The 17,099-nt window shown below is 55.0% G+C and carries 13 protein-coding genes; 7 read left to right on the top strand and 6 right to left on the bottom strand.

Annotated features, from left to right (window positions below; translation table 11 throughout):
• Nucleotides 1-567: 567 nt before the first annotated feature.
• From BLO50_RS14495 to ytfE, 5 genes are all read right to left on the bottom strand, one after another.
• Entirely contained in the window at nucleotides 568-837 is a 270-nt protein-coding gene (locus tag BLO50_RS14495; protein WP_090254009.1) for a hypothetical protein, read from the bottom strand.
• 144 nt (nucleotides 838-981) lie between these two features.
• Entirely contained in the window at nucleotides 982-1,617 is a 636-nt protein-coding gene (locus BLO50_RS14490; protein WP_143003828.1) for a hypothetical protein, read from the bottom strand.
• A gap of 610 nt (nucleotides 1,618-2,227) precedes the next feature.
• Complete coding sequence (locus BLO50_RS14485; protein ID WP_090254006.1) at nucleotides 2,228-3,181, bottom strand: tyrosine-type recombinase/integrase; 954 nt, start codon at nucleotides 3,179-3,181, stop codon at nucleotides 2,228-2,230.
• 1,525 nt (nucleotides 3,182-4,706) lie between these two features.
• A complete protein-coding gene (locus BLO50_RS14470) occupies nucleotides 4,707-5,390 on the bottom strand; it encodes a Crp/Fnr family transcriptional regulator (RefSeq protein ID WP_090254001.1) in 684 nt (227 codons plus the stop codon).
• A 198-nt stretch (nucleotides 5,391-5,588) separates the two neighbouring features.
• Entirely contained in the window at nucleotides 5,589-6,275 is a 687-nt protein-coding gene (ytfE, locus tag BLO50_RS14465) for an iron-sulfur cluster repair protein YtfE (protein ID WP_090253999.1), read from the bottom strand.
• A gap of 153 nt (nucleotides 6,276-6,428) precedes the next feature.
• Between ytfE and norR the strand changes: the two genes are divergently transcribed.
• The 4 genes from norR to BLO50_RS14445 all read left to right on the top strand — a co-directional run bounded on the left by norR (nucleotide 6,429) and on the right by BLO50_RS14445 (nucleotide 10,615).
• Nucleotides 6,429-7,958, top strand: coding sequence for a nitric oxide reductase transcriptional regulator NorR (norR, locus tag BLO50_RS14460; protein WP_090254141.1), 1,530 nt, complete (start codon nucleotides 6,429-6,431; stop codon nucleotides 7,956-7,958).
• Nucleotides 7,959-8,045: 87 nt separating this feature from the next.
• Nucleotides 8,046-9,380, top strand: coding sequence for an oxygen-independent coproporphyrinogen III oxidase (locus tag BLO50_RS14455; RefSeq protein ID WP_090253997.1), 1,335 nt, complete (start codon nucleotides 8,046-8,048; stop codon nucleotides 9,378-9,380).
• Nucleotides 9,381-9,772: 392 nt separating this feature from the next.
• Nucleotides 9,773-10,126: a hypothetical protein gene (locus BLO50_RS14450; RefSeq protein WP_090253995.1), complete on the top strand. Its 354-nt coding sequence runs from the start codon at nucleotides 9,773-9,775 to the stop codon at nucleotides 10,124-10,126.
• A gap of 48 nt (nucleotides 10,127-10,174) precedes the next feature.
• Nucleotides 10,175-10,615, top strand: coding sequence for a CopD family copper resistance protein (locus BLO50_RS14445; protein WP_090253993.1), 441 nt, complete (start codon nucleotides 10,175-10,177; stop codon nucleotides 10,613-10,615).
• A gap of 40 nt (nucleotides 10,616-10,655) precedes the next feature.
• Here BLO50_RS14445 and BLO50_RS14440 read toward each other — a convergent pair whose 3' ends face one another.
• Nucleotides 10,656-10,991 (bottom strand): cupin domain-containing protein, encoded by a 336-nt coding sequence (locus BLO50_RS14440; RefSeq protein ID WP_186343924.1) that lies wholly within the window; start codon nucleotides 10,989-10,991, stop codon nucleotides 10,656-10,658.
• Nucleotides 10,992-11,248: 257 nt separating this feature from the next.
• Here BLO50_RS14440 and BLO50_RS14435 point away from each other — a divergent pair, with 257 nt between their 5' ends.
• From BLO50_RS14435 to nosZ, 3 genes are all read left to right on the top strand, one after another.
• Nucleotides 11,249-12,496, top strand: a complete 1,248-nt coding sequence (locus tag BLO50_RS14435) for an acyl-CoA dehydrogenase family protein (RefSeq protein ID WP_090253991.1) — start codon at nucleotides 11,249-11,251, stop codon at nucleotides 12,494-12,496.
• Between the two features lie 350 nt (nucleotides 12,497-12,846).
• Nucleotides 12,847-15,036 (top strand): transcriptional regulator NosR, encoded by a 2,190-nt coding sequence (gene nosR / locus BLO50_RS14430; RefSeq protein WP_090253989.1) that lies wholly within the window; start codon nucleotides 12,847-12,849, stop codon nucleotides 15,034-15,036.
• Nucleotides 15,037-15,102: 66 nt separating this feature from the next.
• Complete coding sequence (gene nosZ, locus BLO50_RS14425; protein WP_090253987.1) at nucleotides 15,103-17,022, top strand: TAT-dependent nitrous-oxide reductase; 1,920 nt, start codon at nucleotides 15,103-15,105, stop codon at nucleotides 17,020-17,022.
• Nucleotides 17,023-17,099 lie beyond the last annotated feature (77 nt).

The following is a 17,099-nucleotide window of genomic DNA, read 5'->3' as shown; positions in this document are numbered from 1 at the left end:
TCCATTGAGCTGGATCATGGGGGGCAGCATGGAACCTATTGGTTATTTTATTTTGGGTACAGTATTGGCGATTGCTTTGATCGGAACCGTAGGTTTTTTGTTCACTAAGGTGCTTGAGCGGAAACTAAATAGCCAAAAGCCTTGAGCCACAACACTGCAGGCCTTTGAGGTGCCATAGGTACCTATAAACAGTTTTCCTCACCGGCACTTGGGCCGTGAGGAAAACCGCTTATCATTAGCCCCGCGTCGTTCTATATAGATTTGTGTTGCACTGATTGCATGCATGGATTCGGCGTTCGTCATTACGTGCCTCAAGACCATATTGCCGGATGCTGCATGACCTGCAGTGCCAACATTGAATGCGGCTCAATTGAGTTTTCCGAGCGTACTCTTCGATATTAGGAAAGCGCATCCAGGCTTCGTGTTTGCGCTTCCTTAGGTCGCCTGCGAGCCAATCGGCGAGAAGAGCGTAGCCCACTATGAATATGATGAACGCAGCGATTACATACATGAGTTTTGCTCCTTTGTTTTAGGTGTTTTTCTAGATCCAATATTTGCGTTCTGCATTTATTCGTCCTCGTCCTCTTCTGCCCACCGTTGGTGAATACGCCGGCTAGCTGCTACCTGTGCAGGTAATAGCGGTAAAAAGCCGTTATTGGTCGCGATGCGTGGGGCTGTCAGCCAAGCCAGGAATAGATACTTTCCCGGGTTTATCAGGAAGTGTGAGAGCGTAATGTCGAGCTTTTGCTGTATCTGAGCATCGATGTAAACCGATGACCAAGCATTCAGGTGAACCTGTTGATCAGGTGTGAAAGTGATTTGTTCTTCGAGGGACATGGGTACGGCTCCGTTTGGGTTACGGCTCCAGTTTCCCCATTATTTTGAATATGCAAGCAGCCTGGGAATACACTCCCAGGCTGGGTTATTGCGTTGCGAACCTGCCAATTTGCAGAGCCACAGACCGTCGTGACAAGTTAGCGTTTACGGCTCAACGAAAAATAGCTTTTGTCCCTGGTTTAGGATTGACCTAGCGGAAACCCCGGGCAGGCCAGGGTTGTAGATGTAGAACCACGATGGCAGCGCTTTGGACATCTCAGTAATCAATCTAATGTCTTCTGCATTTGCAGGCGCCCCCCAGGCATCCAGAAAAATAGGGCCATAAGCCTTACCGTTTTCCGGCATGAATGAAGGTGCGTCCACCAGGCTTGGAGAATGGTCAGCGATCAGATCGAATAACTGGGCATAGGTCTGCACCAAACCACCTTCACCGAATGGTTGGCCGAGTACATGCCTCACTTGGGTCGAAAGTAGCTTTTCCCGGCCATTTTCATCCTTGCCGTAAACATCCGCGCGCGCCTCTATGTAGGCCCGTGAAGCAACAGCCACAGCTTTCTCCGGAGCTGATGCCAGGCTTTCAGGCACCCATGCGGCGATTTGTATTCGCGCTGCAGGGCTCCCCGGAGTTAATCCACTCAACAGCAGCATTGTTGGATCTCCGGATGCAATCAGCTGTGCAGCGCCGCTCACTGAGTGATCAAGATTTCGACTGCTAGACCCAGTCACTGCTAAGGTTTCGTCATACTCGGCGCGTGACATGTCATGGGCAGGAATGCTCATCGCATCAGCTATTTGCAGTGCCAATGATGGTGAATTGGTTCGGGGGAGCAGGCCGCATCCGCTTAGAACGGATATGAATACGGCGAGTAGGATTGTTCGAGACATGGCATACCTTGGCTGATCAAATTTTAGTGATGGCTGAAAGAAGTAACTTTCAAGCGCGCAGCATTGGCCATAGAACGATGCTGGTGAGCAGGCAAGCAGTTGTCCATGTTGCCAGTGGGGGCATTAGAAGCTTCATTGACTCGTGGAGAGGGATCATTAGCCGGCCGTTTTTATAGCCTTTGAGTAAAAAAAGACACCACGCTAGCGGTGCCGATTGGAATGACATGAGCAGAGCTATTCGCCAGACAGCCATTTCAATTAAGTGAGGTGCTGGCGTGGTGGCTAGTGGATACCCTAGGTAGGCGAGTCTCAGTATCAGAGCGGAGCCCACAATCACGATTGACTGGCTGCTATAGAAGAGCTGTTTCCAAAGTGCTGCGCGTACTGCTTTTGATGTTTGATACATGATTGAGGACCTCAATAAATGGGGTCTTCAGGTGAGCATGACTTCTTGGATATGCAACCCGCTCAAGGGGGATGATTGTGGCGCCGTGACCTGATGTTTTCAGTGTTCGTATTGGACTTTGAACGACGGTGAATCGATTGCGCGGTTTTGACGGCGATCATAGAGCCGGGTGGTACTGATGCTCGCGTGTCCAAGCCAGTGCTGGACTTGAGCAATATCAGCGTTGTTTTCTAACGCATTGGTAGCCGCAGTCACGCGCAGGCCGTGTACGCCTAATCCAGCCACATCGATTCCGGCCTGCAGCGCGTAGTGGCATACAAGCTTATAGATGCCATCAGCGCTCAGGCTCCTGCCAGCTTTGCTACCCCGAAGGCTGGTGAACATAAAGTTGTTTTTGTCTCTCTCGACGCAAGCACCTCCCAGGTACTGATTGATGCTGTTCTCTGCATCGCCATGAAGAGGGATGTAACGCAATCGACCACCTTTGCCGTGGATTCGTAGATGCAGCAAACCATCCCGCTTCTGCAGGTCGCACACGCGTAGAGAAGCAACTTCTTGGCGCCGCAGGCCGTGATAAAGCAGTACCGCCAAGATGGCCCTGTCTCGTAAGCCTTTTGTTGACTGCAGGTTGGGGGCGTCGAGAAGTAACTTTGCTTGGGCGCGGCTCAAAGCAGGGGTCTTGCCCTCGTAGTATTCAGTACGTGGACGTTTAATCCCGTGGACAGGGTTGCGTGTGTAGCGCGGATCTCGTTCGATCAGGTAGTCGAATAAGCATGCCAAAGCTGCAAGTTTTCGCCTGCGTGTAGCTGCGCTTAAACATTCCTCTTCTAGTGCGGCGCGCCACATCAGTACATGCCCGCGAGATATTTCAAGTAGGTCCTCGACTGAGCGCGCTCCGACTAAAACAAAGAAGTCTTGGATATCGGAACGATAGGCGCGCCGTGTCTGCTGGTTGTCGAGGTTAGCGAGCCATTCTGAAACCAAACAAACGGAGGAGGGCGCTTCAATCATCTTCTTATGATTGTTGGCCCAAAGTCGCTTTTCTGACTGCATAACCGGTCATGCCCTTTTCGCTAAAGTGACTTTTCCGCGGGTCAAATCGATAACGGCAACAGCTCTTGATAACGTGTTTTTTCGAGAGTTTTGCGCTGACGCGCTGTAAGCAGGCGCGGGGTGCCATCAACTCTCATCACAGGTGACCACAGTGTTTGAACTATGCAAGAGAGGGGGCGGCGGCGTTGCGACCAAGTTGCGAGTTCAGACGAATGAGCAGGGAAGGTCGCGTGGAGTAAGGTCAATGAAAATGTCGGTATTGCTCAGAAATATCTCAGGGACTTTTTCGGGAAAGCGTTGAAAATCGTTAGATTGCGTGGGCACCGAATGCAGCGAGCGCCCTAGTTGGTGCTCGATTAATCAGTCGTTTAAGACGCGTTAGCCTCTAACTGTCGAGTGCTCGAATCACTCCGTCCCGACCATATAATTCAAGCATTAGAACCCGGTTAATGACGGCCAGGCTTTTTTGTGTCAGGAACTTTTGTGGGAATTATCATGTTAGAACTTCTTCCTCGGTCATCCCCAAGTCCGAAAGGCAGGGACTGTTTCAATTGTCAGTTTTCGATGCTCTTGGGTGCGCGCGCAAAAAATTTTCTTAGAATTGTCCTGTGTTTAATACTTAAGTAGAAAGTAAAATATTTAACTATGGAAGCGGACTGGTGTTCCGTCTCTGTCAAAAGCTATGTAGTTAGATAGATCACCACCATTTTCTACAGTGGTTTGCATGATTTGTAGTGGTTGTGTTGCGTCATCAGAGCTGGGCATTATTCCATTGCGTCCAGAGAGGCAGGCCACCAGTACAATGTGCCACGCTTGTTTCATATTTCCAGCTTCTGATACTAAATCAACAAAAGTTCCAAGTTCTTCCAGGGTTTTATCAACGCACATTACTGGTTGTAATTGACCTCCTTGCCCAGAATGAAAGCGAACTGCTTCTTCGGTCTCATGATCTTCAGGTAAAGATGCTCTTAAGAAAACAAAGAGTAATCGCTGTGGCTCTGATTGGCTTTTTGCGGCTAATAATAGAGATTCATAGTCTGTGATGTTGATTTTATGTTCTCCTTCAATTATCTAAAGTGTAGTGTCTGATCTGCTCGATATTTACCGATTTGATCGGTTGGGGTGTTTATGGTCAAGTCCTGATTTGCGGTAGAGTCAGATGCAGATAGTATTGTTATTGCGCGTCAGTATTCCCATGTGTTGCCTAGAGTAACTGTAATCAGTGTTGCGTTGAGCTAAAAATAGCTGCTGTGCAAATAAAGCCAATATCCTGCCCGCTTCCTTCGTCTTTTCCTATATCCCCAAAGGGGTAGTTAAAGTCGGTTCAGAACAATGTTCGTGGTAGCCATACGGCCATTGTTAAGCAAAATATCGTTAACGCAGCACAGAACCAGACAAAACGACGCTCGCGTTGCTGTTTATCGCGTTGGTTATGGGCTGGCAAAAGCATGCCGCATTTTTGGCAGTCAGTGGCTTTTTCTGGGTTTTCACGCTGGCAATAAAGGCAGTTAGGCATGGGTGGACCTCACTCGAACTGTTCCAGCCGAAAACGATTGAGGATGTTGATCTGGCGACCGTTCTGACTGATGACTTGCTCGTCAGTCAGGCGACGAATCACCCGCGAAAAGGTTTCAGGTTGGATTGATAGATGGCCGGCTATCAACTGTTTAGCCATCGGTAGATTGAAACTGCTGATGTTCTCATTGCATTGGTTAAGCTGGTTTAGCAGGTAGCGCACAACGCGATGGGTGGAGTTTTTCAGGGACAAGGTTTCGATTTCATTCAGGCGCTGCTGCATTCGCCCGGAGAGCCGACTAATCAGTGCGAAAGCTAATCGGCTATTGCTTTGCAGCAAGTGCAGATAAACGCTGCTGGGCAGGCGATAAAGCTGCGTAGGCTCAAGTGCTTCGGCGCAGGCACTGTAATTTGCTGAGTCCGTCAGTAGCATGGCTTCGGCCACGGTCTGGCGCGCGCTGAGGACGTCAAAGACTTTTTCTTGGCCATCGGCGGCTAAACGGAAAACCTTCACCGAGCCGCTGATGACGAAATAAAACGAAGTAGCCGGATCGCCTTGGCGAAATAGAGGCGAGCCTTTATCAATATTGAGCAGGTGGCTACTGCTCATGAGCTCTTCCATTTGTTCTTCGTTCAAGGGCTCGAAGAGGTGATGGCTGCGAAGTATCTGTTGATGTACGCGGTGCAACGCCATGACGGGTATCCTGATCCGAGGGTATGGTCGAGTCAGGAAAACGCTGCTCGATCCGGGTGTGGCTTTGTATGGGTTAAATGACCAGTTCCATTGCAAGGCTTGTGGCGCCAGCGAGGGTTGAGGCCACTAGCAAGAACCAGATCATCGGCTGTAGTGCTCGGCCCAGCGCGCTATTGCCCGCTTGCTTGTTTGCGTCGCTCATACAGTCGGCCTAGGCGTGGGGTTGAGGGCGTTAATAAACAGCACGTTGTTCTCCAGATGGATGTGCTGCATTAGGTCGCGAACAAATTCGTCGAGCCCTCGATACAAGGCACGCCAGGTGTTGCAGGCATCTTCCGGTGGAGTGATCTGCCGCGTGAGTTCGAGCAATCTCTGTAATGCTTCGCTGTGATGCTCATGCTCCATACGCATTACCGAAATGGGCGCTGCAGTCTTTGGCCCGAGACCGTCGAGCAAGGCAGGGAACAGTATTTGCTCCTCCTTGAGCATGTGGCTTTCGAGTTCCTGCAGCAGGTAACGAAGCAAGTCGGTGAGGCCGGCAGGGCAGTCATTGCGGTCGCCGTGTACCTGCTCCACGCGTTGCGCCAGGCGGATCAGCTCCGGCAATTGCTCGCGATGGCGCGCGTGATAGCGCGTAAGAATGTGGCCGATCAACTCTGCTTCCGGCGCCACGCGCCAGTCCACTTCGTCGCTGTTGAGCGATTCCAGCGCCTGTAGTTCGGCCAAAATGGCGTCGACGTCGATGCCACGTTGCGCGACCGCCTCGCTCAAACTCAGATGGCCGGCGCAACAGAAGTCGAGTTTATGTACATGAAAAATGCGCGTGGCACCGGGTATCTCGCCGGCGATGTTGCCGAGCGATTGCTGCAGTAGGGTGTGATTCATGGCAGCTTCCTTGATTGCTAAAAGGGTTTGCTGTCATCCGTTGCAGTTCGTGTGCCAAATATAAGTTATTGAAAAACAAGTAAATATTTTTATGAATGGTTTTATATACCCTTGCTTGATAGGGTTGTAAAAACCATTTGGGTAGATATGACCATGCTGTACGAGACACTGCTTGCTGACTTGCTCGTTGATTTGCCGAATGCCGTACGCCTGCAGCGTCTAGTGAGTACCTTACGTGAGCGCTTTCACTGCGGCGCAGTGGGCCTGCTGCGACTGGATGGCGACAGTCTGCGCCCGGTGGCGGCTGAAGGGTTGGTGCATGAGGCCCTTGGGCGGCGCTTTGTAATTGCCCAGCACCCGCGTCTGGCGGCGATCATGGCGAGTCGCGAGCCGACCTGGTTCGAGCCTGACAGTCGCCTGCCGGACCCTTATGACGGCTTACTCGACAATCACGTAGGTGAACCTCTGCCGGTTCATGACTGCATGGGCATGAGCCTGTATGTCGAGGGGCAGTTGTGGGGGGCGCTAACCTTGGACGCGCTGCACCCTGGCACCTTTGACAGCGAGACTCGGCGAGACCTGGCGCGCTACAGTCTGTTGATCGAAGCGGCAGTGCGGGTTACCCGTTTGGAGCAAGAGTCCCGCAGCTTGCGCCTGTCACGCAGTGAGGTGCACACCCCGCAGCAACTGATCGGCGAAGGCGAAATCATCGGTCAGAGCGCGGCCATCCGGAATTTATTGGCCGAGCTTGAAGTCGTGGCCGTTTCTGAACTGCCAGTCTTGCTACTGGGTGAAACTGGGGTAGGCAAAGAGCTGTTCGCGCGGCGTTTGCATGCACTGTCCAAGCGCTGCAATAAGCCGTTGATTCAAGTTAACTGCGCCGCCCTGCCTGAGTCGTTGGCCGAAAGTGAGCTATTTGGCCACGTCAAAGGCGCCTTCTCCGGGGCCGCCGCTGATCGCCCTGGACGCTTCGATGCGGCGAATGGCGGCACCCTACTGCTGGATGAGGTAGGTGAACTGCCACTTAGCGTGCAGGCCAAACTGCTGCGAGTGTTGCAGAACGGTGAGATCCAGCGGCTGGGAGCAGATAAGCCGCTGCATGTAGATGTGCGCATCATCGCGGCGACCAATCGAAACCTACCAGACAGTATCCGCGATGGACACTTTCGCGCCGACTTGTACCACCGGCTTTCGGTTTACCCTGTGCTGATTCCACCACTGCGTGATCGTGAGCAGGACGTGTTGATGCTCGCCGGTCATTTTCTCGAACTCAACCGCGCCCGCCTTGGACTACGAAGCATGCGCTTATCACCTGCTGCGGAGCGTGCCATGCTCACCTATGGGTGGCCGGGCAATGTGCGCGAACTTGAACATGTGATCAGTCGAGCGGCGGTCAAGCTGCTCAGTCGCGGTGCCAGTCGCATGGAAATCCTTACGCTGGAGCCAGACCTGCTTGATCTGGATAGCACGGCTGAACAGTCAGTAAGCTTTGTCCCAATGCCGCCGCAGGGGGCGCAGGATGTTCGCGTACAGGCGCTGCGTGAAAGTGTCGAGAACTGCCAGAGGCAGAGTATTCAGCAGGCGCTGGACACCTTTGCGGGCAACTGGGCCAGTGCTGCGAGGGCACTAGAACTAGACCCAAGTAACTTGCACAAGCTGGCGCGGCGCCTGGGTTTGAAATAGCTCATGCGCTTGCGCTTGACTCAGGTCAAGTACCCGTTGCGGGGTTCGCCGTGACACTACAGGCTGTTTAAGCGCCGGGAGCGCGTTATGCCTGCAGATATCCAGTCGAGCCGCCAGTTGATCAAGCGCTACGGGCATGCCGCGGCTACCTGTAGCGACTACCCACCGATCGGCCCGCTCCAGCAGGGTTTTGCAGCGATTGATCTGCTCCGTGCATTGCGCAGTGGCCAGCGGCCGTTGCATTTGGCTGTTAGCTTGCTGCCCATGCAGAGCGCGTTTAATGAGCGCTATCTTGCTTGCCTAGGACGGGAAGTCGAACTGCTCGGGTGCCACATTGGCGCTAAGCAATCGGTTCAACGGCTCCATTTAAGCCGTGGCGCCGTGAGTGCCGAGCAGCTGCAGCGCTTGCTTACATTGGTGCGCAAGCGTTTTGCTGTTCACTCCTCGGCATTCGGCGATGACAGCGTCGAGATAGATCCGGCGCAGACCGATTGGGCCCGCATGGGCTTGCTCCGCGAGCTGGGTTTCAATCATGTCAGTATTGGTGTGGCAGACGCCTGTTCGCCGGCCGCAGGGGTGGTTGTGGATTTTCGTGACTCGCGCAAAACTCGCTGGCTGATCGAGGCGGCGCGCACCCTGCAGTTCACCTCAGTGAATATTGATCTCGGCTACGGTCGAGCCTGGCAGAGTCTAAACAGCTTTAGGAACAAACTGGCGGCAATTATCGAACTGCAGCCTGGGCGGATCTTGCTTTTTGATTACGCTTATCCGCCTCAGCGCTATCGGTCCAGCCAGCGCCGCAGTGCGCGCGATTTCGCCGCAGCACCCGACAAACAAGCCATGTATCAACACGCGCTCGAGAAACTCGACGCGGCCGGTTATTGCTATATCGGCTTGGGGCAATTCGCATTAAAGGATGACCCATTGGTTGGGGCCCGCGAGAGCGGGGGCTTGCAGCTCAATTGGCTGGGCTATAGCTGCGAAGCCAGTGCCGACCTGCTTGGTATTGGGGTGGGTGGCATCAGTCATATTGGCACGCTGCAGTTGCAGAATCGGCGTGATTTGGCCAGTTATCAGATGCAGCTGGCGAACGATCAGTTGGCCACTTTTCATGGCCGCCATAGCTCTGCGCAAGAGCAATTGCAGAGTGCGCTGAGTGAGGCTCTGCTGTGTGATTTGCAGGTCGATTTGCAAGCCTTGGAGGCGAGCTTTGGCGAGCTATCGCGCGACTATATGAGCGCATGTCGACCGGCGTTGGAGCAGATGGCGGCAGATGGCTTGCTGCAACTGACGCCCCAGGCTCTGAGTATTCTGCCGGCTGGGCGTCTGTTGGTTGGTGCGGTGTGCAAGGTGCTGGAGCAAGGCCGAACTGAGCCCGCCGCGACGCAGCGGCGGTTTGGCACACTCTCGGCGATGCCTTGAGCGGCGCGACCCGCTGCATGCCTGAGCTTTTATAAGAAGGCATAACAGTTCGGTCTGAGCCTGTATTGCTGATACGTCTGCTAGACCCTCTGGATCGGCGCCCTGAGATTGCTGCTTGATAAGTCGAAACTGCTCACCTGGTCCCAGCTCTCTGAAACCATATTCGGCTTGCTGCCAACGCAGTGCCGCGGACTGGCAGTCGTCGCTGCGGTTATGTTCTGTGCTTACTATTAAGTGATGGTAAAAATCACCACTCGGGGGTCTTTACTACCATGCTCTATTTGGTAATTTATACCGTTATTAGTTTTATAGTATTGATTTTTAAGGATAATTTATTGGCATGATTTGTGATGGTACTGAGTGAGACTCATAACCTAAGCAAGGAAAATGTCATGCGTAAAATCATCACTTTGTGCGCCGTTGCAGCTCTGTTGAACAGCCCACTGGGACAAGCCGACCAGATAATCTCGGCGCAAAGCGATACGCGGGTCGGCGGCGGTTTTAGCGGCTTAACGGGCTTCATGCTCGGCGGTGCGGCGGGTGGCCCGGTGGGCGCGTTGATTGGGGGTGGCCTCGGTTACCTGGCTGGAAGCCAGGCCCAAGAAACGATGGGAATGGAACAAACGCTTTATGTGCTTAGGGATGAAAATGGCAACACTCGCAGCATTCGTTCTTCTGATGCGCGCTTTGTCGAAGGACAGCAGGTGACTCTGCAGGGCTCGCATATCACAGCATCAGCGCCATAGTTGGCAGGCTGCCTGAGTGCCGTTAGTGGATAAACAGGAGAGTGTTCTGTGTGGTATGCGCTGTTTCATACGTTACATCTGCTAGCGGCCATCGCGTTTGTCGGCGTGGTGTTTTTTCAGTTAGTGATTTTGGCCCGTGTCAAACATCAACTCGATTACGCAGTCCTGCCGTCGCTGGAGTATGCGCTGAGTGTGCGTACGCGGGAGGTGCTGCATTGGGTGGTGCTGCTGTTGTATGGCGCCGGCGTTGGCTTGGCCTGGCACTATCGGCAGGTGCTGAGTGCGCCGTTTTCGAGCAGTTTCGCAACCCTGTTGACACTGAAAATTGCGCTGGCACTGGCCGTGTTCATTAGCTACGGCGCCTTGGCAATGTTGCTGCGCAGCGGGCGCATGACCCCCGCGATGTATCGTAAATTGCACTGGGCTGTGCTGCTACAAATGTTGGCTATCGTGCTGTTGGCTAAGGCAATGTTTTACCTCCACTGGTAGGCCAGTGAGAATCGGCCTACCTCTCGGGGGGATAGTGATGCTAATCGCTGTGCTGCAGCCGTATCAAGGTGACCAGCACGATGGCGTCTACCTTGGTTTGCAGAGCGTGTTCCACACCTTCCGCGACGAACATCAACTGATGCTCGTGCAGGCTTTGCCAGATCCCCTCAGCCTCCACTTCGACGCAACCCTGCAGGCATTGAATGGTCAGTGGGCCGGCTACGGAATGGACGGGTATTATCTTGCCGGCCTCCAGCACCAAGCGCATGACTTCTAAACGTGGGGCGCAAATCAGTGCCTGGGAAATTTGCGTCGACGTGGTCATGGTCGGCAGTAGCTCGATAACCTCTCCTGAACCTGCGTGTTTTAGAGCCATAAGACTGATCTCCACAATAAGCTGGGTATCGACCATAACGCAGAGAGCCGACAATGTTCAAAGCGCACGGTAGTCGCACGTCGCACGTCGCTTGTACGCGTTGACGCGCTGGCGAGCGATGACTTTAGTCAATAACTGGCGCTGTTTAGGGCGCGCTGATAGGGCCTGATTCAACACTCGGAGCATCCTCGGTTTTGCTTAGATGGCAAGTTACAGTGCGGCATTCAACCAATGCTCAGCCTGCCTCGAGGTTCGCCATGAATTTTGCCTACAGCCCCCGTACAGACGCACTGCGTCAGCATCTGCAAAGCTTTGTTGAGGCGCATATCGTGCCGCGTATTGGCCAATGGCAAGCCGAGGTTGCGGCCGGTCAGTTTCCGCCCTCGTTTATGTCAGACTTGAAAGCACTGGCGCGCGCCGAAGGCTTGTGGAATCTGTTTCTGCCGGCGCTACATGCCGATGAGCCGGGCACGCCACTGAGCAATCTTGAATACGCGCCGTTGGCGGAAATCATGGGCCGTGTGTCGTGGGCCTCTGAGGTGTTTAATTGCAGCGCGCCGGACACCGGCAATATGGAGTTGCTGCATCTATTTGCGACGGACGAGCAGCGTCAACGCTGGTTACAACCCTTGCTGGAGGGGCAGATTCGTTCGGCGTTCGCCATGACCGAGCCAGACGTACCTTCCTCCGATGCCAGCAACATTCAGACGCTGATCCGCCGTGAGGGCGATGAGTATGTGATCAACGGCCGCAAGTGGTTTATTACCAATGCCGCCCACCCAGACTGCAAGCTGCTGATCGTCATGGGCAAGACCGACCCGGATGCTGACGCCCATCACCAGCAGAGCATGATTTTAGTGCCGCTCGACACGCCCGGCGTTCAACTTTTGCGCAATATCCCAGTGATGAACCATATCGCCCCGGAAGGTCATAGCGAATTGTTGCTGCGCGAAGTGCGGGTGCCGGTTAGCAATTTGCTGGGGGAGGAGGGGGCGGGCTTTATGATGGCCCAGGCGCGCCTCGGCCCCGGGCGTGTCCACCATTGCATGCGTTCCATCGGCATGGCTGAGCTCGCTCTAGAATTGATGGTCGAGCGCGCGCAGGAACGCAAGGCCTTCGGCAAATACCTGCATCAGTACGCCAATATTGGCGATTGGATCGCCGAGTCTCGTATCGAGATTGAGCAGGCGCGTTTGTTAGTGCTCAAGACCGCTTGGATGATTGATGAGGTCGGCACCAAGGCCGCGCGCAAGGAAATCGCCATGATCAAGGCGTTGGTGCCAGGCATGCACATCCGTGTGGTCGACCGCGCCATGCAGGTCTACGGTGCCATGGGTCTGACCCCGGACACGCCTTTGGCTGATATGTGGACCACCGGCCGTGCCTTACGCTTTGCTGACGGTCCTGATCAGGTTCACCTGCGCAGTATCGCCAGCATGGAGCTTAAGGCCAGCCAAGCAACCCGTGGAGCGACCGCAGCATTTTTGACCCCGTGCAGTAGCTAAACGGCTGACCATCTGACGACCGAACCACTCCAGTGGAGTCGTCCCTAAAGGACTTGGTCTGTTGGACCCGCCCAACAGGGCTTTAGCCCAGATGTAATCCGGAGGCTATGGCCCCGGAAAACTGTTTCCGGATCGTATCCAGGCTGCGTGTGCCAACGCACCGATGCATCGCTCGATACTTGATTATGATCAAGGGGCGGGTAGATGGACATGCCTACCATGGCGGTACGTTCTAGCCGCCTAAGGCGGATATTCCATATGCACGCTTGTCAGCTCCCGAAGAAAATATCTGTCGTTCGCCTGCCTGGACTACGGTGGTCGTCCGATCCAGCTACCAATGCCGGTCAATCATGAACAGCTTCATCTCCCTGCAAAGAGGCTGGCGCTTATGGGGGGCGGCTGTCGCAGTTTTATTCGCGTTCATATTGGCAACCACCCAGACCGTGCTAGCCAAAACTTACGGCGAAATAGAACAGCAACGCATCGACTCAATTTTCCCCGACGCCGATGAGCCATCCGAACCACAGGGCGAGTTCAAGGTGCGCACCCTGTCCAGTGGCGACAAGGTGCTCGGCTACGTGTTTCAGAGCCTGGATGTGGTCGATATCCCAGCCTATTCCGGTAAGCCAATCAATATGCAGGTGATCCTCGATACGGCCGGCGTGATTCAAGACGCCTATGTGCTTGAGCACCATGAGCCAATCCTGCTGATCGGCATTCCCGAGGCCAAGCTGCATACCTTCAACGCCAAGTACAAAGGCATCAAGGTCAATCAGCGGGTGGTGGTTGGGCGTTCCAGTGACACGAATGCCGTGACAGTCGATGCGGTTACCGGTGCCACCGTGACGGTGATGGTGGTCAATGAAGTGGTGATGCGTGCCGCCCATACGGTGGCGGTTTCGCTAGGTCTGGTCGCGGATGATGTCGGCCTGACGCGGAAGCCAGCCACGCTACGCGAGGATATTTATCAACCTGCCGACTGGATTCAACTGACGGGTAACGGAGCCATTCGCCGCCTGCACCTGACCCGTGGTCAGGTCGACGAGGCGTTCAAGGGCAGCGAAGCTGAAGGGGTCGAGGTAGCTGCGCCTGAGCAGGTCGACGACACCTTTATCGACCTTTATACCGCGCACCTGAATGCGCCGACCATCGGCCGAAATCTCCTCGGCGATAACCAGTACCGTTCGCTGATGGAATCGCTCAAGCCCGGCGAGCAGGCGATTGCCGTGCTGGGCAGCGGCAGCTACTCGTTCAAGGGTTCGGGTTACGTGCGTGGCGGCATCTTCGACCGGGTGCAGTTGCGACAGTTTGGCACCACCATCAGCTTTCACGACCGTGATTTCGAGCGTCTGAGCGATGTCTATGCCGAAGGCATGCCGGACTTCAGCGAGATGGCGATCTTTATCGTGCGCGAGCCCTATGGCTTCGATCCTGGCTCTCCCTGGACTCTTGAGCTGTTGGTAAAGAGACAGACCGGCCCCATCAGCGGCATTTTCAGCAGCTTCGAACTGGCTTATCAGATGCCCGAGGAATACCTCGAACGGCCACAACCGAGCGCCGCCGAGTTGGCGGCCATCGAGGAAGCCAACCGGCCGTTGTGGCTGAACATCTGGTACCAGAAGAGCTTTCAGATCGGTGTGATACTGGTCGCCTTGCTACTGCTTACGGTGATCCTGTTCCTCCAGGACAAATTCACCCAACGTCCGCACTTCCTCCATTGGCTGCGTCGCGGTTACCTGATCTTCACTGTGGTGTTTATCGGTTGGTACGCCCTGGGCCAGTTGTCAGTGGTCAACGTGCTGACGTTCGTGCATGCCCTGGTGCAGGACTTCCGTTGGGAGTTGTTCCTCACCGATCCGATCATTTTCATTATCTGGACCTTCACCGCCGCTAGCATCCTGCTTTGGGGCCGCGGCGTGTTCTGCGGCTGGCTGTGCCCGTTCGGCGCGTTGCAGGAGCTGATCAACGAGGCCGCTCGCAAACTGAAAATCCCTCAGTACGAGCTACCCTTCGCCCTGCATGAGCGACTGTGGGCGATCAAGTACATCATTCTGTTGCTGCTATTCGGCCTGTCCCTGGAGTCGCTGTCTAGCGCCGAGCGCTTCGCCGAAGTGGAACCGTTCAAGACCGCCATCACCCTCAAGTTCGACCGCCAATGGTGGTTCGTGCTCTACGCCGTGATTCTCCTGGTGATCAACATTTTCACCCGCAAGGTCTACTGCCGTTATGTCTGTCCCCTGGGCGCCGCGCTCGCCATTCCGAGCAAGTTCCGCCTATTCGACTGGCTCAAGCGCCGTAAGGAATGTGGCAACCCCTGCCAGCTTTGCGCCAAGGAATGCGAGATTCAGGCGATCCACCCTGACGGCCATATCAATCACAACGAGTGCCACTACTGCCTCGATTGCCAGATGACTTATCACAACGACGACAAGTGCCCGCCACTGATTCTGAAGAAAAAGAAGCGCGGCAAACAGGCACCTGTGCAGACAGATCTGCCCCCCCCGACTTTGATACCCGTAGTGCATGTGGTTGAGCCCTGAACTAGCCCGGTGAGTCTCGCGTAGTCCGGTCGACAACCGCTTTTATTTAGCCTAGGAGCAGAACCGATGAGCGATAAAGAATCGAAGAACAGCAACCCGAAAAGCGCAGCCGAGCAGCAGGAAAAACTCGGTTTGAGCCGCCGCGGTTTCCTTGGTGCCTCGGCCATAACTGGTGCGGCAGTGGCTGCGACGGCGCTGGGCGGCACAGTGATGACGCGCGAATCCTGGGCGGCTGCAGTTAGCGAGTCGAAAACCAAGATTCATGTCGGCCCGGGCGAGCTGGACGATTACTACGGATTCTGGAGCGGTGGCCACCAGGGCGAAGTGCGGGTGGTCGGTGTGCCCTCGATGCGCGAATTGATGCGCATCCCGGTGTTCAACGTCGACTCGGCCACCGGCTGGGGCCTGACCAACGAAAGCAAGCACATCATGGGTGAAAGCGCCAAGTTTCAGAACGGCGACTGCCACCACCCACATATCTCCATGACCGACGGCAAATACGACGGCAAGTACCTGTTTATCAACGACAAGGCCAACAGCCGGGTCGCGCGTATCCGTCTGGATATCATGAAGTGTGACAAGATGATCACCGTGCCCAACGTCCAGGCCATCCACGGTTTGCGTTTGCAGAAGGTGCCGTACACCAAGTACGTGTTTGCCAACGCCGAGTTCGTTATTCCGCACCCCAACGATGGCAGCACCTTCGATCTGCAGGATAAGAACAGCTACACCATGTTCAACGCTATCGACGCCGAGACCATGGAAATGGCCTTCCAGGTCATCGTCGACGGTAACCTGGACAACACCGACGCCGATTACACCGGCAAGTACGCTGCCGCCACCTGCTACAACTCGGAGAAGGCTTACGACATCGGCGGCATGATGCGCAACGAGCGCGATTGGGTGGTGGTGTTCAACATCCAGCGCATCGAAGCGGCGATCAAGGCCGGTAAGTTCACGACCCTTGGTGATTCCAAAACACCGGTGGTCGATGGCCGCGAAGGCTCGCTGCTGACCCGTTATATTCCGGTGCCGAAGAACCCGCACGGCTGCAACACTTCATCCGACGGTAAATACTTTATCGCCAACGGAAAGCTGTCGCCGACCGTGTCGATGATCGAAATCGCCAAGCTCGACGACCTGTTCGACGACAAACTTAAGGACCCGCGCGACACCATTGCCGCCGAGCCGGAACTGGGCCTGGGCCCGCTGCACACCACCTTCGACGGTCGCGGTAATGCCTATACCACGCTGTTTATCGACAGCCAGGTGGTTAAGTGGAACATGGCCGAGGCCGTGCGCGCCTACAAGGGCGAAAAGGTCAACTACATCAAGCAGAAGCTCGACGTGCACTACAACCCTGGGCACATTCACGCCTCGCTGTGCGAAACCAGCGAAGCGGACGGCAAGTGGCTGATCGCCCTGAGCAAGTTCTCCAAGGATCGTTTCCTACCAACCGGCCCGCTGCACCCGGAAAACGATCAGCTGATCGACATTTCCGGCGACGAAATGAAGCTGGTGCATGATGGCCCGACCTTCGCCGAACCGCACGACTGCACCATGGCGCGTCGTGACCAGATCAAGACCCGCAAGATCTGGGACCGTAACGACCCGTTCTTCGCTCCCACAGTCGAGCGGGCAAAAAAGGACGGGATCAACCTGGAGGCGGATAACAAGGTCATCCGTGAGGGCAATAAAGTCCGCGTGTACATGACCTCGATGGCACCCGCTTTCGGTCTGACCGAGTTCAACGTCAATCAGGGCGACGAAGTCACCGTGACCATTACCAATATCGACCAGATCGAAGACGTGTCCCACGGCTTCGTTATGGTCAACCACGGTGCGAGCATGGAAATTAGCCCGCAGCAGACTTCGTCGATCACCTTTATTGCCGACAAGCCCGGCCTGCATTGGTACTACTGCAGCTGGTTCTGCCACGCGCTGCATATGGAAATGGTCGGCCGCATGATGGTTAAGCCAGCGTAAGTATGCAGCCACACTGAGGGTCCCCACGCTCCATCGTGGGAACTCTCAATAACCCAGCCCCTCACCCTGGCCGGGTC

This window comes from Pseudomonas peli (assembly GCF_900099645.1).
Taxonomy (GTDB): domain Bacteria; phylum Pseudomonadota; class Gammaproteobacteria; order Pseudomonadales; family Pseudomonadaceae; genus Aquipseudomonas; species Aquipseudomonas peli.
This window is presented reverse-complemented; position numbering and strand designations above follow the sequence as displayed.